At 35.6% G+C, this 19,032-nt stretch carries 20 protein-coding genes; 7 read left to right on the top strand and 13 right to left on the bottom strand.

Going from position 1 to position 19,032, the window contains the following annotated elements:
- Window positions 1-250: 250 nt before the first annotated feature.
- A complete protein-coding gene (locus ACIQ6Z_RS05560) occupies window positions 251-1,609 on the bottom strand; it encodes a rhodanese-related sulfurtransferase (RefSeq protein WP_396209941.1) in 1,359 nt (452 codons plus the stop codon).
- Between the two features lie 176 nt (window positions 1,610-1,785).
- Here ACIQ6Z_RS05560 and recA point away from each other — a divergent pair, with 176 nt between their 5' ends.
- Window positions 1,786-2,790 carry a recombinase RecA gene (recA, locus tag ACIQ6Z_RS05555; RefSeq protein WP_396197323.1) on the top strand — a complete coding sequence of 335 codons (1,005 nt, stop codon included), beginning with the start codon at window positions 1,786-1,788 and terminating at the stop codon, window positions 2,788-2,790.
- 31 nt (window positions 2,791-2,821) lie between these two features.
- On the opposite strand, the gene ACIQ6Z_RS05550 is transcribed toward recA, so the two are convergent.
- On the bottom strand, window positions 2,822-3,553 hold the full coding sequence (locus tag ACIQ6Z_RS05550; RefSeq protein WP_396209940.1) for a lysophospholipid acyltransferase family protein: 732 nt from the start codon (window positions 3,551-3,553) through the stop codon (window positions 2,822-2,824).
- A 146-nt stretch (window positions 3,554-3,699) separates the two neighbouring features.
- On the opposite strand from ACIQ6Z_RS05550, the gene trpS reads away from it, so the two are divergent.
- A complete protein-coding gene (trpS, locus tag ACIQ6Z_RS05545) occupies window positions 3,700-4,671 on the top strand; it encodes a tryptophan--tRNA ligase (RefSeq protein ID WP_396209939.1) in 972 nt (323 codons plus the stop codon).
- Between the two features lie 57 nt (window positions 4,672-4,728).
- Here the strand turns inward: trpS and dprA are convergent, their stop codons facing one another.
- Window positions 4,729-5,841, bottom strand: coding sequence for a DNA-processing protein DprA (gene dprA / locus ACIQ6Z_RS05540; protein ID WP_396209938.1), 1,113 nt, complete (start codon window positions 5,839-5,841; stop codon window positions 4,729-4,731).
- 195 nt (window positions 5,842-6,036) lie between these two features.
- Here dprA and ACIQ6Z_RS05535 point away from each other — a divergent pair, with 195 nt between their 5' ends.
- Window positions 6,037-6,969 (top strand): SPOR domain-containing protein, encoded by a 933-nt coding sequence (locus ACIQ6Z_RS05535; RefSeq protein WP_396209937.1) that lies wholly within the window; start codon window positions 6,037-6,039, stop codon window positions 6,967-6,969.
- Window positions 6,970-7,065: 96 nt separating this feature from the next.
- On the top strand, window positions 7,066-7,578 hold the full coding sequence (locus ACIQ6Z_RS05530) for an acyl-CoA thioesterase (RefSeq protein WP_396209936.1): 513 nt from the start codon (window positions 7,066-7,068) through the stop codon (window positions 7,576-7,578).
- A gap of 35 nt (window positions 7,579-7,613) precedes the next feature.
- Here the strand turns inward: ACIQ6Z_RS05530 and ACIQ6Z_RS05525 are convergent, their stop codons facing one another.
- From ACIQ6Z_RS05525 to ACIQ6Z_RS05515, 3 genes are all read right to left on the bottom strand, one after another.
- Window positions 7,614-8,312 (bottom strand): hypothetical protein, encoded by a 699-nt coding sequence (locus ACIQ6Z_RS05525; protein WP_396209935.1) that lies wholly within the window; start codon window positions 8,310-8,312, stop codon window positions 7,614-7,616.
- Entirely contained in the window at window positions 8,309-8,923 is a 615-nt protein-coding gene (locus tag ACIQ6Z_RS05520; protein WP_396209934.1) for a hypothetical protein, read from the bottom strand. The genes ACIQ6Z_RS05525 and ACIQ6Z_RS05520 overlap by 4 nt, the downstream gene beginning before the upstream one ends.
- A gap of 627 nt (window positions 8,924-9,550) precedes the next feature.
- Complete coding sequence (locus tag ACIQ6Z_RS05515) at window positions 9,551-9,886, bottom strand: PadR family transcriptional regulator (protein WP_300092455.1); 336 nt, start codon at window positions 9,884-9,886, stop codon at window positions 9,551-9,553.
- 182 nt (window positions 9,887-10,068) lie between these two features.
- Here ACIQ6Z_RS05515 and ACIQ6Z_RS05510 point away from each other — a divergent pair, with 182 nt between their 5' ends.
- Window positions 10,069-11,121 carry a 2Fe-2S iron-sulfur cluster-binding protein gene (locus tag ACIQ6Z_RS05510; protein WP_396209933.1) on the top strand — a complete coding sequence of 351 codons (1,053 nt, stop codon included), beginning with the start codon at window positions 10,069-10,071 and terminating at the stop codon, window positions 11,119-11,121.
- A gap of 42 nt (window positions 11,122-11,163) precedes the next feature.
- Here the strand turns inward: ACIQ6Z_RS05510 and ACIQ6Z_RS05505 are convergent, their stop codons facing one another.
- Complete coding sequence (locus tag ACIQ6Z_RS05505) at window positions 11,164-12,159, bottom strand: glycosyltransferase family 9 protein (RefSeq protein WP_396209942.1); 996 nt, start codon at window positions 12,157-12,159, stop codon at window positions 11,164-11,166.
- A 52-nt stretch (window positions 12,160-12,211) separates the two neighbouring features.
- Complete coding sequence (locus tag ACIQ6Z_RS05500) at window positions 12,212-12,817, bottom strand: DUF4254 domain-containing protein (protein WP_396209932.1); 606 nt, start codon at window positions 12,815-12,817, stop codon at window positions 12,212-12,214.
- A 73-nt stretch (window positions 12,818-12,890) separates the two neighbouring features.
- On the opposite strand from ACIQ6Z_RS05500, the gene upp reads away from it, so the two are divergent.
- Entirely contained in the window at window positions 12,891-13,544 is a 654-nt protein-coding gene (upp, locus tag ACIQ6Z_RS05495) for a uracil phosphoribosyltransferase (RefSeq protein ID WP_396209931.1), read from the top strand.
- Here upp and ACIQ6Z_RS05490 read toward each other — a convergent pair.
- Complete coding sequence (locus ACIQ6Z_RS05490) at window positions 13,539-14,468, bottom strand: DUF6427 family protein (protein WP_396209930.1); 930 nt, start codon at window positions 14,466-14,468, stop codon at window positions 13,539-13,541. The genes upp and ACIQ6Z_RS05490 overlap by 6 nt on opposite strands.
- A gap of 46 nt (window positions 14,469-14,514) precedes the next feature.
- On the opposite strand from ACIQ6Z_RS05490, the gene ACIQ6Z_RS05485 reads away from it, so the two are divergent.
- Entirely contained in the window at window positions 14,515-14,745 is a 231-nt protein-coding gene (locus tag ACIQ6Z_RS05485) for a uracil phosphoribosyltransferase (protein WP_396209929.1), read from the top strand.
- Window positions 14,746-14,763: 18 nt separating this feature from the next.
- Here ACIQ6Z_RS05485 and purD read toward each other — a convergent pair whose 3' ends face one another.
- The 4 genes from purD to ACIQ6Z_RS05465 form a co-directional block, all read right to left on the bottom strand.
- Window positions 14,764-16,038, bottom strand: coding sequence for a phosphoribosylamine--glycine ligase (gene purD / locus ACIQ6Z_RS05480; RefSeq protein ID WP_396209928.1), 1,275 nt, complete (start codon window positions 16,036-16,038; stop codon window positions 14,764-14,766).
- Between the two features lie 57 nt (window positions 16,039-16,095).
- The gene (locus ACIQ6Z_RS05475; RefSeq protein WP_396209927.1) at window positions 16,096-17,448 is read right to left on the bottom strand and encodes an undecaprenyl-phosphate glucose phosphotransferase; all 1,353 of its coding nucleotides are present in this window, start codon (window positions 17,446-17,448) and stop codon (window positions 16,096-16,098) included.
- Window positions 17,449-18,432 carry a UDP-glucuronic acid decarboxylase family protein gene (locus tag ACIQ6Z_RS05470; RefSeq protein ID WP_396209926.1) on the bottom strand — a complete coding sequence of 328 codons (984 nt, stop codon included), beginning with the start codon at window positions 18,430-18,432 and terminating at the stop codon, window positions 17,449-17,451. It lies immediately after the preceding gene.
- Between the two features lie 92 nt (window positions 18,433-18,524).
- Window positions 18,525-19,032, bottom strand: a 508-nt coding sequence (locus ACIQ6Z_RS05465; RefSeq protein ID WP_396209925.1) for a class I SAM-dependent methyltransferase, incomplete at its 5' end; no start/stop codon positions are given.

Below are 19,032 nucleotides of genomic sequence, written 5' to 3'. Positions count from 1 at the left end.
CCCATTATTATTACACCCTTTTGGTGCACCACCATCAGTGGTTGAACAGTTTGTACATGCCATAATTTAAATATATAGTGATTGCCCTTTGTGGACTACGTTTCAAAACGTTTTTGAGCGTAAAGATATTGAATTTTTGTTGAATCTTTCAAATTCAATAGTGGAAGTTTATCCAAAATAAAAAAACCTATCTCGTAGTAAAACGAAATAGGTTAGATTCTAGTATTTAAAATAGTGGTAAGAACTAATTTTAGGTTCCTAATTTATAAAGTCTGTCGGATAATCGTACCCTAAAAGGGACTTCAAACGTGACTTTATCACCAATTTTAGCGCTCGTGTTTTCAGTTCCATTGACCAGCATTTTTTCTAAAACCAATTCTTGATTTCCGGTAGTTGGACCCGAAATTAAGATTTTTTCTCCAAGGTTTAATTCATTGTTTTCAATGATAAAAAGACCCACTTGTGCTTTGACATAAAAATGTTCGGCTTTTCCAACAAGGGTTTTCTTTATTTTAATCTTTTGACGGATATCGGTTGTTTTTGAGGCTAATGCCAAAGGTGTATCCGAGAGTTCACCCGAATGTTTGAACTTCAATTTTTCAGATTTTCCTTTCCGGAATACTTTATTTCCAACTTGTTTTCCTCGACGTAGTTTTACTTGTTCTGCTAGTGGCAAATGAGTGATTTCCAAGCATTCGTTAGAGCAACAATTTTCCATAGCGGCCTTACAATCGTCGCATTGAATGAACAACAAATGGCAACCGTCATTTAAACAATTGGTGTGGTTGTCACACGGTTTACCACACTGATGGCATTGCGAAACGATATCGTCTGTAATGCGTTCGCCCAAGCGGTGATCAAACACAAAGTTTTTCCCTATGAATTTACTTTCCAGGTTTTCTTCTTTGATTTGTTTGGCATAATTGATGATTCCGCCTTCTAATTGGAAAACGTTCTTAAATCCTTGGTGCTTGAAATAGGCCGATGCTTTTTCGCAACGAATACCGCCCGTACAATACATGACCAAGTTTTTATCTTCTTTAAAATTTTGTAATTGCTCGTTAATAATAGGCAAACTTTCTCTAAAAGTCTCCACATCAGGCGTGATGGCGCCTTTAAAATGGCCAATTTCACTTTCGTAGTGGTTCCTAAAATCCACTACAATCGTGTTGGGATCTTCTAAAATTTGGTTGAATTCCTTAGCTTTTAAGTGAACGCCAATATTAGTAACATCAAACGTTTCATCGTTCAAACCGTCGGCCACAATTTTATCGCGTACTTTTACGGTCAATTTTAAAAACGAATGATCGTCGTGTTCAACAGCCACATTCAAACGAATGCCACGCATAAAAGAATACACTTCTAAAGTTTCACGAAAGGCTTCAAAGTTTTCGGCAGGGACCGACATTTGTGCGTTGATTCCTTCTTTGGCAACATAGGTGCGGCCCAAGGCGTCCAAGGCATTCCAAGCGATAAATAAATCGTCTCTAAATTTTTTAGGCTCTTCAATTTTGGCATACGCATAGAAAGACAACGTAAAGCGTTGTTTGCCCGCTTGATCAATAAGCTCGGCTCGTTCTTCTGCGCTTAAGGTGTTATACAGTTGCATGCTATAAACGTTTAAGTGAGAAATAGTTTGTGATAATTACGAAATCTAAATGGAAGAATTCGGTTACAAATATAGAAATTTTGAATAAAAATTTGTGTTTTTATATAAAGCAAAAACATATTAACAATTTTTGGAACAAATAAAAAAAGCTGTATTTTTACGAAAAATAATCTATTATGAGTGCAGATAAAGAAGCCAAATTAAAAGCCTTACAATTAACGTTAGACAAATTGGACAAAACCTATGGTAAAGGAGCCGTAATGAAACTAGGCGATAGCGCCGTTGAAGAAATTGAATCGATTTCTTCGGGTTCATTAGGAGTAGACTTAGCTTTAGGTGTGAACGGATACCCAAGAGGTAGAGTCATTGAAATTTATGGGCCAGAATCATCTGGTAAAACTACGTTAACCTTACACGCCATTGCTGAAGCTCAAAAAGCAGGTGGAATTGCAGCATTTATTGATGCTGAACATGCTTTCGATCGTTTTTATGCCGAAAAATTAGGAGTTGATATTGATAATTTAATCATTTCACAACCTGATAACGGAGAGCAAGCGCTTGAAATTGCAGAAAGTTTAATTCGTTCTGGAGCCGTAGACATTGTTGTCATTGACTCTGTTGCAGCTTTAACGCCTAAAAGCGAAATTGAAGGCGACATGGGAGATAGCAAAATGGGATTGCATGCTCGGTTGATGTCTCAAGCATTGAGAAAATTAACAGGGACCATTCACAAAACCAATTGTACGGTATTCTTCATCAACCAGTTGCGTGATAAAATTGGCGTGATGTTTGGAAGTCCAGAAACCACAACGGGTGGAAATGCGTTGAAATTTTATGCTTCGGTGCGAATTGATATTAGAAAATCGACTCAAATTAAAGACGGAGACAACGTATTAGGAAATAGAACCAAAGTTAAAATTGTTAAAAATAAAGTGGCACCACCTTTTAGAACGGCAGAATTTGACATCATGTATGGCGAAGGAATTTCTAAAGTAGGTGAAGTACTTGACTTAGCTGTTGAATTTGAAATCATCAAAAAAAGTGGCTCATGGTTCAGTTATGGTGAAACCAAATTAGGACAAGGTAGAGACGCTGTTAAAGTGATGATAAAAGACAATCCGGAATTAATGGACGAACTGGAAATGAAAATTAAGGAAACCATTAAAGAAAATAATGCATAAATAAAAAATCACGCCTAGAGCGTGATTTTTTTTATTCGTCGTTTTCCAATTCAAAGGCAATGCTTATTCTTGTTTGCTGTTTCAATTCATTTTTATCGTTCAAAGTTTTTCCTTTTGTAGGAATGATAGGTAAAATTTTTGCACGCATTTTCCCTGGGCTTCCACTAAAAAAAGTATAGGAAAATCGTTTCTTATTGTCAAAAAACACCATGGGTACAATCGGTAATTGGTGTTCGATTGCAATACGAAAAGCGCCGTCTTTAAATTCGTCCAAGACAATATGTTCTTCAGGCACGCCGCCTTCGGGAAATATACAAATACTTAGGCCCTGTAGTATTCTTTTTTGGGCCCGTTCAAAAACTTGAAAGCGACTTCTGCTGTTGCTTCGGTCGACTAAAATGCATACGCGTTTGTATATAAACCCAAAAATTGGAATTTGGGCCAACTCTTTTTTACCTACAAAAACAAACGGATGGTTTTTTACCAAAACCAGCATCAGCATGATGTCGGTCATTGAGGTGTGATTGGCGACCAATACATAACTTTTTCCTTCCTCAAAAACATCCTGACCACTAATTTTATAGTTAAACCCCATTCCAATCAAAATAATTTTTGCCCAAATGCGAGCAATTTTAAAAAACAAAGGATACGTTTTTTCGCTTAGTATTGTGGCGAAGATTACTGGGAAAAAGAGTACAATTGGAACAAACACCAACACATAATACCAAATACGGTAGAGTAAATAAAGTGGGTATTTTATCATTTCGGTTCGTTTGTAATTTATTGCCTTCCAAAAGTAATCATTTTAATAAAATCCAACGCTTTTTACTTTTCGGTTTTTACTTTACATTTGCAATTCAGAATACTAATTAATTCGCTTTGCGAATAACGTTGCAAAACAAATAAACAATGGCAAAAATATTAACAGGAATTCAAAGTACTGGAACACCACACTTAGGTAATTTATTAGGCGCAATTTTACCTGCTATTCAAATGGCAAATAATCCTGCGAATGAATCATTTTTATTTATTGCCGATTTGCATTCCATTACCCAAATTAAAAATGGAGCCGAACTCAAACAAAACACCTACAGCACAGCTGCTGCATGGCTGGCTTGTGGATTGGACACCAATAAAGCAGTATTTTATAGACAATCCGATGTGCCACAAACGGCAGAATTGTCTTGGTATTTGAGCTGTTTTTTTCCGTTCCAACGGTTAACTTTGGCCCATTCTTTTAAAGATAAAGCCGACCGACTAGAGGATGTTAATGCAGGTTTGTTTACGTATCCGATGCTTATGGCTGCTGATATTTTATTATATGACGCCGAAATTGTTCCGGTAGGAAAAGATCAAATGCAACATTTAGAAATTACCCGTGATGTAGCTTCGAGATTTAATCACCAAATGGGAGAAACATTTGTCTTGCCTGAGGGAAAAACAAGCGAAGACACCATGTTAATTCCAGGAACTGATGGACAAAAAATGAGCAAGTCTCGAAATAATATTATCAATATATTTTTAGACGATAAAGCCTTATTGAAACAAATAAAGGCTGTTGAAACCGACAGTACACCGCTTGAAGAACCCAAAAATCCGGATACTTGTAATGTATTTGCATTGTATAAATTATTGGCCAGTGCTGAACAAGTGGCCGAACTGCGTACCAAATACGAAGCTGGAAATTTTGGCTATGGCCATGCCAAACAAGCGCTTTTTGATTTGATCGTTGAAAAATTTGCCTCGGAAAGAGAAAAATACAATTACTACATCAATAATCTAGGAGCGCTAGATACATTATTACAAGAAGGTGCTGCCAAAGCCAGTTGTGTTGCAAACGGTGTGTTGCAAAGAGTTAGAAAGAAGTTGGGCTACGAATAATTTATTACCCTTAATTTCACGAATCGCTGAAACAAGTTTGGCTTTAGTAATCGCCTATCAAACCACCTCAAATATTTTGCCGGGTAAAGGTCTTATTAGCCCTTTTAATTCCATATTCAACAAGAGAGAAGACAGTTTGTAAATGGGTAAATTGCACGTTAACGCTAGGATGTCAATAGCTTCTTTCCCTGCTTTTTGTAGGGCATCATAAATGGTTTGCTCTTCTGCTGTCAATGAAACGAAAAGTTGTTTTTGTATGGCTTTCTGATTATTTTTTGTCGCTGTTGGAAGTTCCCAATTCAATAAGTATATTAAATCTGCTGCCGAAGTAAGCAAATTAGCACGCTGCGTTTTGATCAACTGATTACATCCTTGGCTGTACTTATCTGTAGTTCTTCCGGGAACCGCAAACACATCTCGGTTGTAATCATTGGCCAAATTTGCAGTGACTAATGATCCTCCTTTTTCGGCACTTTCAATTACAATAGTGGCTTCGCTCATGCCGGCCACAATGCGATTGCGTTTGATAAAATTTTCTTTATCGGGCTGGCTGCTGCTCCAAAATTCGGTAATAAAGCCGCCGTTTTGTTCCATATTTACGATGTACTTTTTATGTGTCTTGGGATATATTTGATTCAAGCCGTGAGCCAATACACCTATCGTTTGCAAACCACAATCCATCGCCATTTGATGGGCATAAATATCTACACCATAGGCAAAACCACTCACAATTATGGGTTCTAATGGTGCCAAATCTTCAATAAGTTTCTTTGTAACTTCAGCGCCATACGTGGTCATTTGGCGGGTCCCAACAATACTGATAATTTTTCGGTTTTGTAAAGCAACGGTGCCCGATTGAAATAAGAGCACTGGGCTATCGTAACAATGTTTTAAACGAAAAGGATACGCATCGTCTTGAAAATACAACGAGGTGATTTGTTCTTGAGAAAGAAATTGGAGTTCGGCTTCGGCTTTTGCAAACACCGCTTTGTCGTGAATGTTTTTGACAGCGGCAGCTCCAATGCCTTCAATTTTTTGAAGTTGGGTTTTTTTAGTAGCAAACACATTCTCGGCATTTCCGCAGTGATGAATGAGTTTTTTTGCGAGGACATCGCCTATTCCTTCTACTTGCAACAAGGCAAGGGTAAAATATAATTCTGTTGTATTCATGGCGTATAAAATTTGATTTGGCGTATATTTGAACTTCAAAAATACGAGTTTTAAGTTGCCTTTCAAAACAAAAGACAAATGGACGTCAAAAAAAGCAACTAATTTGATATCAATTGTTTAGAACAAAACTGAAATTGTTAATAATTTTTGTTGATAAAATTTTGAAATTCATCTTGATTATCTAACTTTGTTGTTATGCAGATAGAAAAACACATATCCGATTTATTATATCGTTATCAGTGCGTTACCGTTCCGGGTTTTGGTGCGTTTTTAACCGAAATCATCCCAGCGCATGTTACGAGAAGCGCCAGTTCGTTTTTTCCGCCTAAAAAGGTGGTTTCATTCAATGCGAATGTAAAAAATAACGATGGTTTATTGGCCAATCATGTGGCATTACAAGAAAAAATGTCTTATGAATTAGCCGTGATCAAAATTAACGAAGTGGTTAATGAATGGTCGTATTTGTTGCAAAATCGCAACCGTGTCGTTGTAAAAAACATTGGTGAAATTTCGGTTAATAACGAAATGAATTGGGTTTTTGAACCTGCAAACACGGTTAATTATTTGACCGATGCTTTTGGATTATCTTCCTTTGTTTCTCCTGAAATTACTCGAGAAGTATTACACCAACAAGTGGAAGCTTTAGAAGAAAGAGCGCCTATTATTTTTACACCACAACGAAAAAGAAATTATTCGTATTTGAAATATGCTGCTGTAATTACCTTAATGTTAGGGGCTGGAACTTTTGGATATAAAGTACATTATGACCAACAAATCATGGAACAAACCCTGATCGTTGAGAAAAAAGTACAAGAAAAAGTACAGCGGCAAATTCAAGAAGCTACCTTTGTGCTTTCCAATCCAATTCCATCTGTAGCACTTGCGTTGCCAGAAGAAAAACTACCGTATCATTTAGTGGCTGGCGCGTATAGAAGTGAAGAAAACGCCAATAAAGCGATTGCAGAATTGGTAGCGGCTGGTTTTGAAAAGGCTAAAATGTTGCCCATTAACAAACACGATTTGTATCCTGTAGTTTTTGCAAGTTTTAAAACATTAAAAGAAGCGCAAGCTGAGCGCAAGGCCATACAAAAATCACACAGTGCCGAAGCTTGGTTGTTGATTGACTAAGAATTACACCGCTATAAATACCTATGAAAATCCCATTTTTGGGATTTTTTTATGCTTTTTAATCTCGATTTCCGTAGTATCTTTGCAAAAAAAACAATGCAGCCAAAATTTCCATCAGAATCGGTAACCACTTTGACCGACTTAGTATTGCCTGGAGAAACCAATCCTTTGAACAACTTGTTTGGAGGCGAATTATTAGCGCGTATGGATCGTGCCGCCAGTATAACGGCCCGCAGACATTCCCGTAGAATTTGTGTAACCGCTTCGGTAAACCACGTGGCATTTAACAGAGCCATTCCCCTAGGAAGTGTGGTAACCGTAGAATCGAAAGTTTCGAGAACATTCAATACATCCATGGAAATCTTTATTGATGTATGGATTGAAGACCGCGAATCGGGAATTAAAAACAAAGCCAACGAAGCCATTTACACCTTTGTGGCAGTAGACGAAACCGGAAGACCCATTCCTGTGCCACCTATTGTTCCCGAAACCGAATTGGAAAAAGAACGCTTTGCTGCTGCTTTACGCAGAAAACAATTGAGTTTGGTCTTGGCCGGAAAAATGAAACCCCACGAAGCAACCGAATTAAAAGCGTTGTTCACAGAATAAAAAAGGAAAGCCTACTTTATGAGTAGGCTTTTTATTTAATTCGCATTTTCTAAAGCATATTCGGGATAGGTCTCATGAAGATATGCTTCTGCTTTTTTAGGGATTTCTATTACCATAATGTATTCGATCAGTAGCATTGAAACCAATAAAAAACTAATGCCAAAGACCCCTAATGCGTGTTCCATTAGTTTGTCGGAACGAAGTATGATATGAATCGGTAAATATATTAATCCGCATATGGAAGAACGGCCCAAAATAATTTCTTTTAACAGCCATTTTTTATGCGTCGCTGAATTTGGTTTTTTGTTTTTATTGGTAAAATAAATAATAGCGCCATAGAAACTTAGAATAATTATTCCAAAAGCCCCTAAAACTACTTCTGATTTATACAAAGTCACATTTAAAAGCGCGAAGGTTACTGCAACAAGAGTTGCTGTAAAAATGATTTTAGGGATGGTAAAAAAGGCTTTGAAATGTTTCCAAATAATTCCGTTGTATTTTTTATTTAAAGCTGATTGGCGTTTTTCTACTACGTCCATAAACCCAAACACACCAAACTTTTTGAATTCTTTTTGTAAAGCCTCTTCAAAGGATAGTTTTGGATGTTCTTGCCATTGCGCTTCAATAGCATTGGCCATATGGTCTACCAATTCCGATTGTAAATCGTACCACTCCACGTAATGTTGGCGCGTGAATAGATACAGCCGTTCTATTTGTTCGGGGGTGAGTTTCATTTTAACTGATATTTTTTTACAAATTGTTGGTGTTTCACGAAATAATATATCGTGAAGGGAAAATTAGCGATTACTAAAAAACCTATAAAATTTACATAAGTAAACGAACTTTTCAAAACAAAGAAATACGCAAACCCCAATAAAACAGGTAAATGAAAATAGTCAAAATGAAAACGATAGCTTGTTTTTGTTTTTTTTATATTCATGATTCGTCTTAAAAGAAAATAAACAATACCGCAAAATCCAACACCATAGTTGAAAAACGACTTCTTCTCGATTGGTAAAGAGGAAAAAAAGTAAATGCCAAATAAAGCCAATAATATAACCACTCCATAATGAAAAGCTACTTTGTTTTTAATTCTCTGAATTACAAAACTTGGAAACAAGCGTTCGTTACTAATTAACCAATATTTTTTTACTAGTAATTCTGATTCCCAAGCCTTGGCAGCTAATGGAAACGCTTCTTCAAAAGAAATTTCTTTGTGCTTCATAAATTCTTCTGTAGCAGTAGCCAAATGGTCTTTTACTTCTAGCTTGAAATCTAGAAAATCGAGTTGATGTTGCTCTAAAAAGCGGTCAATAAAATCTAGTTGTGTGTAGGTTAGTTTCATACCAATTTATATTTATTAATAAATTGTTGGTGTTTGTAAAAAGTGTAGAACAAAAATGGGGTTAGAATTAGCACAAGAGATAAACCCATATAGTTCATCACAAAAGAGCCTAGAAAAACTATATAAAATTGAAAAAGTAATACAAGATAAAAGTTTTGTTTGAATTGATAGAAATAACTTGTTTTTGTTTTTTGGAAATACATTATTAACCAAAAAATTAAAAAAACACCAAAAAAGGAGCTGTATAGGATTTTAGAATATTTTAGAAAGAACACTGAATCATTGATACTCTGTCTAAAATTTTGAAAGAAATAATAGGATAAAATCATAAAGAGCACCAATGTTACGTTATAGATTAAAAATCTCTTGAATAATCTTTGGATCACAATTTTAGGAAATGATTTCTTTTTGCTTATCAGCCATGATTCACGTAAAACAAGTTTTGATTCCCAACATTTTAATACCGCTATAAGAGAGGTGTCAAAAGCTATTTCTTTAGAACTCATATTCTCTTCAACCTGACAAGCGATATGATCCTTTATTTCCAATTTAAAATCAAGAAAATCTAAACCTAATTTGTCTAGAATAACATCTATTTTATCTATTTGTTCTACAGTCAACTTCATCTTAATAACTCAGTTTAGGGTTTACAATAGTTTGCATGTTTTTGATGAATTCTTCCAATTCAGACAAACGGTTTACGGTTTCTGTGGTGCCTTTTTCGGTCAGTTTGTAGTACTTTCGTAAGCGATTGTCTACTTTTTCTACCTCAACATCGAGCAATCCTTCAGCTTCTAATTTATGTAACGCAGGATATAACGCGCCTTCGGTAATATTCAATTCGCCTTTGGTAATTTCTTTTACTTTCTGCGTAATTTCATAGCCATACATTCTGCCTTTTTCTTCTAAAAGCTTCATGATGATGGTGTTTAAACTGCCTTTGTATAATTGTGAATTTTTCATTTTACTTTAAATTTCAAAAAACAAATATATACATAATTTTCTTATGCATAACATTCTTACGTATTTTTTCAAGTTCAAGAACAAATTCAAAAATCAGAATATCCGAAAATCTGAAAATCTATTTTCTAAATTCTATCTTCTTTTTTCTTGATAAGTAGTATTTTTGTCAAAAATTAAACTACATGTCATCATTTTATAAATTAAGCATTAAAGAAATCATCAAAGAAACTGCAGATGCCGTTTCGATTCTTTTTAATGTTCCCGAAGAACTACAATCCAATTATTCCTTTGTTGCCGGACAATATGTAAACGTAAAAGTTACTTTGGACGGACAAGAAATTAGAAGAGCCTATTCCATTTGTTCTGCGCCCAAAAGTGGCGAATTGCGCATCGCTATTAAATCGGTTAAAAATGGGTTTTTCTCAAAATTTGCCAATGAAAAATTAAGCGTTGGAAACGTCATCGAAGTAGGAACTCCAGAAGGAAAATTCACGTTCGAACCCAAGGCAGACCGTCAAAGAAACTACGCAGCTTTTGTGGCTGGTAGCGGTATTACACCCGTGTTTTCGATTTTAAAATCGGTTTTGGAGGAAGAACCAAACAGTACTTTTGTATTGGTTTACGGAAACAAGTCGGAAAAAGACACCATTTTCCACAACCAATTACACGATTTACAATTGCAATATGTTGGTCGCTTGTTTGTGCAGTATGTATACAGTCAATCTACTGCTGATAACGCTTTGCTTGGTAGAATCGACCATACCACGGTAAATTTTATCTTGAAAAATAAACATGCCGAAATGGAGTTTGCAAAATTCTATTTGTGTGGACCTGAAGCGATGATTAATATAGTGTCGGACGCGTTGAAAGAAAATAATATTTCAAGTTCTGATATCAAATTTGAATTGTTCTCAACATCTTCAAATGAAAACGAATCGTTTGGTGGTGCTGAAGGACACACTAAAATTTCGATTTTGGTTGATGATGAAGAAAGCACTTTTGAAATGAGTCAGCAACAAACGGTATTAGAAGCGGCATTGAAGCAAGGTTTAGATGTGCCGTATTCTTGTCAAGGTGGCATTTGCAGCAGTTGTATTTGCAGAATAACCGAAGGTGCAGCGGAAATGAAGAAAAATCAAATATTAAATGATGCTGAAGTAGCCGAAGGATTGACTTTAGCGTGTCAAGCGTATCCTACAACGACTACCATTACAATTGATTTTGATGCTGTTTAGTGGGCAAAATTCCAAATAAAAAATTCCAAATTCCAATTTTATCTAGGTAAGATTGGAATTTATTTTTTCAATGACCTGAGAAGGCAAAATGGTTCGCATTACCTCATCATACCCTTTTACTTTTTTGTTTCCGTAGATCGATGTCGGCAATAACGGGTATTGTGTTCTGTCTGCAGTCAAACAAAAAGCATCGGGTTGGTTAAACGGTTTAAAGCCCGCATAAGGATGCGTGGCGCCCCATAGTGTAATGACTTTTACGCCTAACATTGCCGCAATATGTGAGTTTCCAGAATCCATGGAAAGCATCACGTCTAAATTGGAAATTAATTGTATTTCGGCTTCAAATGATAATTTTCCAGCAACAACCATTACATTTTCGTGATTGTTTTGTAATTGATTTAATTTCTGAATCTCTGTTGCGCCTCCGCCAAATAAAAATATTTTAACGTTTTTATTTTTAGCTAAATCGTCTACTACTTGTTGCATTAAATCGGTTGGATAGACTTTACTTTCGTATTGTGCAAAAGGGGCAATTCCAATCCAATTTTTATTTTTAGTTCCCGTAAAAGAAATAATTTCTTTCGATAAAACAGCTTTTTCAGGGAATTTTGGATGCGTTACATCAATTGAAAACCCAAGCTGCTTGAAGGTATCCAAATGGCGTTCGACCATTGATTTTAGTGGCGCAATAACTTTATGAGTCAACCGTGTTATGGCTTTCTTTTCGGCTCTTCCTTTATCGGTTGCGGCTACTTTCTTTCCGCTTAAGGCGAATAACGTTCGAACAACCTTAGAACGAAGCACGTTGTGTAGATCGGCAACCAAATCTACTTCCAACTTACGTAAATCAAAAAACAAACGCAACAAACCTAAGAAACCTTTGTGTCGTCGGTTTAAATCTACCCCAAAGAAATTGACATTTGGAATACCTTTAAAAAAAGGTTGGAAGAATGGTCTGGAAACCATCGTTATTTTTACGTCGGGATGTTGCAAAACTAAGGCTCTCAACACAGGAACTGTCATTGCGACATCACCCATGGCTGAGAGCCTTATTACCAATATATGTTTTGGTTTAGATAGCAATAGCTTACTATTTTTTATTTTGATACAACACCGGATTTAACTCCTCGTCGTTGTACATTTTCATTTGTTTGTAGACTTTCATGTATTTGTCACCCGCTTCAATATCTTCAATCAACTGACTGATGGAAACAAACATATCGTTCTTTTGATCCAACAATACGTTTAATTTTTCTTGGCATTTGGCGCGGTGTTCCGCCGTAGCTTCGGCACGTGTTGCCTCTTCGTTCATGTGGTAAATTTTCAACGCTAAAATAGACAAACGATCAATCGCCCAGGCCGGACTTTCAGTATTGATTTTTGCATTTGGTTTTACCGATACATTCTTGTATTTATCCAAGAAATAACTGTCGATGTACTCCACCATATCGGTTCGAACTTGGTTCGAAGCATCAATTTTTCTCTTTAAATCTAAAGCTGCAACAGGATCAATATTTGGATCACGCACGATGTCTTCATAATGCCATTGCACGGTATCTACCCAGTTTTTCGCAAACAATAGATATTCTATCGTTCCTTTATCGAAAGGATTGACTACAGGTTGGTACACATCGTCAACAATGTGATAGGTTTTGATACTTTGTTCAAAAATGGGAAATGCAAATTCGGCAAACATATTTAAGTGCTTTAATTGGATACAAAAATAGCGATTTTTTGTACTTTTATCCTGAAAATAAAAAATATTTCCCATGCGCATCCATTACCTTTCGGAAGAAAACAGCATTCTCAATCATTTTTTGTCAGAAATTCGTGATGTGAACATCCAAAAAGACCGTATGCGGTTTCGAAAAAACATAGAGCGAATAGGAGAAATTATGGCGTATGAATTGAGTAAAACACTCGATTATAAAGCCCTTACTGTTCAAACTCCACTAGGAACCAAACAAACTACTGTTGTTGCTGCTCCTGTTGTTTTATGTTCCATTTTACGGGCCGGGTTGGCGTTACATCAAGGCTTTATGAATTTTTTTGATGCAGCAGAAAACGGATTTGTATCGGCTTACCGTCATCATTTTAATAACGACGATCAATTTGAAATTTTAGTAGAATATCAAGCCACGCCATCGTTTGAAGGGAAAAATCTAATTTTAATAGACCCCATGTTGGCCACAGGACAATCCATTGTAGCTGTCTTACAAAAATTGCATTTGGAACACCAGCCCAAAGAAATTCATATTGCTGTGGCTATTGCTGCTCCAGAAGGGATTGCGTATGTAGAAAAAAACCTCCCTGCCAACTGCCATTTATGGGTAGCCGCATTGGATGAAAAATTAAACGAGAAAAACTATATTATTCCCGGTTTAGGAGATGCTGGTGATTTGGCTTATGGCAGTAAGTTATAACTGCATTACATAGAAAAAAATTGCACAGCCTACTAAGGCGTATATCATTATTTCTCTTAGCCAATTGCTTTCCACTTTTTCTATAAAATTGGCGCCAATTATCGCTAAAGGGGCAAAACAAAATGCCAAACTTCCATTGTTTTTATTGGCTGAAATGATATAAATTCCAAAACCCAAAAGAAAAGAAAACAAAATGGTTTTATGAGAAGATTGCATGTTTAAAGCTTTGTTTTGAATATCAAAAATATGCATCACAAAGGCAAACAAACTCAACGATGTAAAAAGCGCAAATGCCAGTCGCTGGTAAATGTTTTCGAAATAATAAAAATCAAAACTAATATACGTTTTACCCATTAAAGAGCTGAGTAAACTGTTGTCAAAAAAACTATTGACTAAAAAGAACAACAAGGTAACTGCTAATAGCGCAATAAATGGGACCACCCAGTTTCTATAGTCTCTGGAAACGTGCAATATGATTGCGATAAAAACAAGAACAATATAAAACAAACTCCAAAAGTGAAACAAAGCGGCAATTAAGATCCAAAAAGAAGCGTCAAATATTTTTTCTTTTGTTGACACCAATGATTTCAATGAAATCAGTCGGCGCAAGGCTAAAAGCAAAAAGAAGTTGGAGATGATTATGTTTTTATTTTGGAAATACGACGAGAAAAAAAGTAAAAAAACAAAATACAACAACAAGGCATAATTGTTACTTTTTGTCAATTCATTTTTTAACGCGATGAAATTTATCAAAAAACTTGACCCAAAAACAACCACAAAAAGCAGAAACTCTTGCAGGTAATAGCCCAACGAAACATCTGATTCCGAAGCAACAATGTTCTTTGTGATGAAGAACACAAACAACAAAATTCCAATGGTTAAATAATTAAATGGTCTAGTTTTACCAAAAACACTTGCTATCATGCGAATATTTTATATTTTTGTGGTGTAAATATAATACTTTATCAAAATGAAATCATTTTTTGAAGGAATTGCTAGTCTTTTTGTTGACTTTTTATTTGTTCCAATGGATCTGTTCAGAGAATTAGAATTGTCTAATTGGTGGACTGCAAACATTATCAACTGGATGTTTATTGTTATTTGTTGTGCTGCTATGACCTATTGGATTAAACAATTGAACATTTTTAAAGCAAACAACGAAGACGCACAAGACACTACGGCGCATTCATTTTTAAAATAAATAAGATTTTTTAGGTAACTATTCTAAATCGTTACCTATATCTTTTCTAAAATACATCTTATCAAATTGTAGTTTTGCTATACTTTGGTAAGATTTTTTTATGGCTTCTTGAAAATTAGCTCCGTATGAAGTTACCGCTATTACGCGTCCACCATTACTCACTACTTTACCGTTTTCAAGGGTTGTCCCTGCATGAAAAGGTATGGATTCGGTAATGTTTTCCAATCCTGTAATTTCTTTTCCTTTTTCATAGTCTTCCGGATAACCCCCAGAAACCACCATTATTGTTGTTGCTGCTCTTTCGTCGATTTCTAAGGTAATTTTATCCAATTCTTGGCAGGCGATGGCTTGAAAAATTTCGACCAAATCCGATTTTAATCTTGGCATTACCACTTCGGTTTCGGGGTCACCCATTCGAACGTTGTATTCGATAACCATGGGTTCTCCTTTTACATTGATCAAACCAATAAATACAAAACCTTTATATTCGATGTCGTCTTTTTGTAAGCCAGCTATCGTTGGTTTTACAATGCGATTTTCAATTTTTTCCATTAAAACTGCATCGGCAAAAGGAACAGGAGAAACTGCGCCCATACCTCCAGTATTCAATCCCGTATCACCTTCACCTATTCGTTTGTAGTCTTTGGCTGTAGGTAATATTTTATAGGATTTTCCGTCGGTTAAGACAAAACAACTCAATTCGATTCCGTCTAAAAATTCTTCGATGACCACTTTTGAACTGGCAGCTCCAAATTTGGCTCCCACCAACATATTGCGTAATTCTGTTTTTGCTTCTTCTAAATCAGATAAGATCAAAACCCCTTTTCCAGCAGCTAAACCGTCGGCTTTTAATACGTATGGCGCGTCTAAAGTTTCTAAAAATTGACATCCTTGCGCTACGGTTTCTTTTGTAAAACTTTCGTAACGAGCAGTTGGTATATTGTGTTTTACTAAAAATTCTTTGGCAAATTCTTTACTTCCTTCTAGTTGCGCTCCTATTTTTGAAGGTCCGATTACTGGAATATGATTAATTTCAGTATCATTTTTGAAGAAATCATAAATCCCTAATACTAAAGGGTCTTCTGGTCCAACCACAACCATTGCAACTTTTTCCTGAAGCACAAATTGTTTCACGGCTTCAAAATCATTTGGATTTAATGAAACATTAGTTGCAATTGCTGCTGTTCCTGCATTTCCAGGAGCAACAAATAGAGACGTGCATTTTTCGCTTTGCAGCATTTTCCAGGCCAGGGCGTGTTCGCGACCACCAGATCCAAGTAGTAAAATTGTCATTGTTTGGGTTTGTTATGTTGTGCTACAAAAATACTTTGTTTTCAACTGAAAAAAAAGTTAATAGGCTTTTTTCTCTCCCTTTATAGCGTTTATTATTGTGGCAAAAATTATCTTAGTGTCTAGTAATAAAGACCAATTTTCTAAGTAAAAAATATCGTATTTTACCCTGTTAATAATATCGGTTTCCGTTTCAACCTCACCCCGAAATCCATTAATTTGGGCCAATCCCGTGATGCCTGGTTTGATAAAATGGCGCACCATGAATTTATCCACGCTTTTGGCATACATTTCGGTATGGCTTACCATGTGTGGTCTAGGGCCTACAACTGACATGTCCCCAAACAAAACATTAATAAACTGAGGCAATTCATCAATGCTTGTTTTTCTGATTATTTTACCAATACTAGTAATTCTAGGATCATTTTTTTGCACTTGTTCTAGATCCGCAATTGGATTTAGCAACATCGATCTAAATTTATAGCAATAAAATTCTTCGTAATTTAAGCCGTTTCGCTTTTGTTTAAAGAAAACAGGGCCTTTGGATTCCAATCGGATAAAAATAGCAATGATTGGCGTGATCCAAGACAAGATGCCTAAGATCACAACTAATGAAAAAACAATGTCGAAAATTCGTTTCAATCGTTTATTTACTTCTACATCCAGGGGAATGGTGCGCAAAGAAATAATCGGAAGATAATCGTAATATTCAACAGCTAAATTTCGCAAAAAAGTATTCTTGCTGTCGGGTAAAAATTTAATAGTTTTTAAACTGTTATCGGCAAAATGAATAAGATCGTCTATTTCATTATTGGTAAGCGAATGCAACGAGGCGTATATTTCATCAATTTTATGGGCAACTACAAAATTTTTGCAGGCTTCTAGCTCTTCTTTTTTATTGGTTTTGAGGTTAAAGATTTGTATTAAATGATAGCCATAATCTAGATTATTATTGAAAAAAAGCGCTAATTCTTCTGCACTTTTTCCGTTGCCGACAATGACTACATTTCGAAAATTTCCACCATACAATAAACGGTATTTTTTAAGAAAAATATAAATGGAATATTTTAATAATGCAACGAGTACAAACGAACTTAGAATGTAAAAACCAACTTCTTGTGTGGTTACATATTTATATTTGTACCCCGCATAGGCGAAAGTAATTAAGCTGGTAAAAAAAAATTGTTTTAAAAGTTTGCCAAATATTTCCACCTCTTTGGTATACCGATACACTTCATAATAGCCGGTATAATAGGAGATAATTAACCAAAAAATGGAAACAATACTGTGATATCCTATGTTACTCATAGCAGATCGCATACATATCACTACCAATAGATTTATGATTAATAAATCAAAAGCAATTTGTATGGGCCTAATATAAACGGAGTATCTGCCTGTTTTATTTTTCAATTAATGGATGTAGCTTGTGAAATCTTTGTGTTCTTCTTTACTTAAATCTTCTGCTGAAAGCGTTTTAAAATAATCATAGGTCAGTTGCATGCCTTCGGCTCTTCCAACTTTTGGTTCCCAACCCAGAAGCTCTTTTGCTTTTGTAATATCGGGTTGACGTTGCATGGGATCATTAACCGGCAACGGATGGTATACTATTTTTTGTTGGGTTCCTGTTAATTTGATGATCTCTTGCGCAAAATCTTTGATGGTTATTTCATCGGGATTACCAATGTTAACCGGTAACGGATAATCGGAATGTAAGAGGCGGTAAATGCCTTCTACTTGATCGTCAACATAACAAAAGGAGCGGGTTTGATTGCCCTCCCCAAAAATGGTTAAATCTTCTCCTCGAAGTGCTTGTCCGATAAATGCCGGAATTACGCGGCCGTCATTCAAGCGCATACGCGGTCCGTAGGTATTAAAAATTCGAACAATGCGGGTTTCCAAGCCGTGAAAGGTGTGATAAGCCATTGTTATTGACTCTTGAAAGCGTTTGGCTTCATCGTAAACACCTCTTGGCCCAATTGTATTTACGTTACCATAATATTCCTCTGTTTGAGGGTGGACCAATGGATCGCCATACACTTCTGAAGTAGAGGCGATAAGAATACGTGCTTTTTTTACCCGGGCCAACCCTAACAAATTATGCGTTCCCAACGACCCTACTTTTAAGGTTTGAATCGGAATTTTTAAATAATCTATGGGGCTTGCTGGAGAGGCAAAATGTAAAATATAATCTAATTTACCGGGTACGTGCACAAACTTTGTGATGTCGTGGTGGTAAAATTCGAAGTTTTTATCTTTGAAAAGATGCGCTATGTTTTTTAAATCGCCCGTAATAAGGTTATCCATCCCGATCACATAATAGCCTTCTTTGATAAACCGATCACAAAGATGTGATCCTAGAAATCCTGCGGCGCCTGTTATTAATATTCTCTTCATTAGTTGTTGTTGTTTACAAAATTGAATGGCTTCAAATTTTGTACCGTTAAAACGTATAAAATGATTGCTTATTGTGTAAAAATAAAAAATATCTATTCCTTTTTTATAAGAATGAATACAGAATTAAAATAGGTTTTATGATCTTTAGGCAACAATGCGCCAAAAAGAGCGCCAAAGAAGTTGAAAAGCACGATTATTGGCAATAAAAAAGCCTGTTTGATTAATCTATTTTGAGGTAATATGTTTTTGAAATAATTCATTGAAAATTGGAAAAGAACCAAAATTGCATTTCCAGTTTTCTCTTTTCTCACGATTTCAAAACCATGTTTCTTATACAAATACTCTAAGGCTGGTATTGTGTAACGAGCAAAATCATAGGGCATTTCGTGTTCTTCCCACATAAATGGAGTGGTAATAATTGCCTTTCCGTTTGGCTTTAAAACCCTGTTTAATTCTGATAATACTTCGTCTAAATTAAAGACGTGTTCTAGAACTTCTGTACAAATAATTCCATCAAAAAAATGATCTTCAAAAGGAATATTTTTTCCGTCATAATAAGCGTCAATGCTAGTAAAATTTGTAGCTCTTCCTTCTATTAAA

The organism is Flavobacterium sp., from assembly GCF_044376915.1.
In the GTDB taxonomy this organism is placed as follows: Bacteria; Bacteroidota; Bacteroidia; order Flavobacteriales; family Flavobacteriaceae; genus Flavobacterium.
Note: the sequence above shows the minus strand (reverse complement) of the source record. Positions and strands in the feature narration are given on the sequence as shown.

Excerpts from the sequence above, each read along its gene's own strand:
- ACIQ6Z_RS05470 (WP_396209926.1), bottom strand. The coding sequence starts at position 18,432 with ATGAAGAGAATATTAATAACAGGCGCCGCAGGATTTCTAGGATCACAT.
- ACIQ6Z_RS05535 (WP_396209937.1), top strand. The coding sequence starts at position 6,037 with ATGCAGATAGAAAAACACATATCCGATTTATTATATCGTTATCAGTGC.
- dprA (WP_396209938.1), bottom strand. The coding sequence starts at position 5,841 with ATGAATACAACAGAATTATATTTTACCCTTGCCTTGTTGCAAGTAGAA.
- ACIQ6Z_RS05515 (WP_300092455.1), bottom strand. The coding sequence starts at position 9,886 with ATGAAAAATTCACAATTATACAAAGGCAGTTTAAACACCATCATCATG.
- ACIQ6Z_RS05520 (WP_396209934.1), bottom strand. The coding sequence starts at position 8,923 with ATGAAACTAACCTACACACAACTAGATTTTATTGACCGCTTTTTAGAG.
- ACIQ6Z_RS05510 (WP_396209933.1), top strand. The coding sequence starts at position 10,069 with ATGTCATCATTTTATAAATTAAGCATTAAAGAAATCATCAAAGAAACT.
- ACIQ6Z_RS05500 (WP_396209932.1), bottom strand. The coding sequence starts at position 12,817 with ATGTTTGCCGAATTTGCATTTCCCATTTTTGAACAAAGTATCAAAACC.
- ACIQ6Z_RS05485 (WP_396209929.1), top strand. The coding sequence starts at position 14,515 with ATGAAATCATTTTTTGAAGGAATTGCTAGTCTTTTTGTTGACTTTTTA.
- upp (WP_396209931.1), top strand. The coding sequence starts at position 12,891 with ATGCGCATCCATTACCTTTCGGAAGAAAACAGCATTCTCAATCATTTT.
- recA (WP_396197323.1), top strand. The coding sequence starts at position 1,786 with ATGAGTGCAGATAAAGAAGCCAAATTAAAAGCCTTACAATTAACGTTA.
- ACIQ6Z_RS05525 (WP_396209935.1), bottom strand. The coding sequence starts at position 8,312 with ATGAAACTCACCCCCGAACAAATAGAACGGCTGTATCTATTCACGCGC.
- ACIQ6Z_RS05560 (WP_396209941.1), bottom strand. The coding sequence starts at position 1,609 with ATGCAACTGTATAACACCTTAAGCGCAGAAGAACGAGCCGAGCTTATT.
- ACIQ6Z_RS05530 (WP_396209936.1), top strand. The coding sequence starts at position 7,066 with ATGCAGCCAAAATTTCCATCAGAATCGGTAACCACTTTGACCGACTTA.
- ACIQ6Z_RS05550 (WP_396209940.1), bottom strand. The coding sequence starts at position 3,553 with ATGATAAAATACCCACTTTATTTACTCTACCGTATTTGGTATTATGTG.
- trpS (WP_396209939.1), top strand. The coding sequence starts at position 3,700 with ATGGCAAAAATATTAACAGGAATTCAAAGTACTGGAACACCACACTTA.
- ACIQ6Z_RS05490 (WP_396209930.1), bottom strand. The coding sequence starts at position 14,468 with ATGATAGCAAGTGTTTTTGGTAAAACTAGACCATTTAATTATTTAACC.
- ACIQ6Z_RS05505 (WP_396209942.1), bottom strand. The coding sequence starts at position 12,159 with ATGGGTGATGTCGCAATGACAGTTCCTGTGTTGAGAGCCTTAGTTTTG.
- purD (WP_396209928.1), bottom strand. The coding sequence starts at position 16,038 with ATGACAATTTTACTACTTGGATCTGGTGGTCGCGAACACGCCCTGGCC.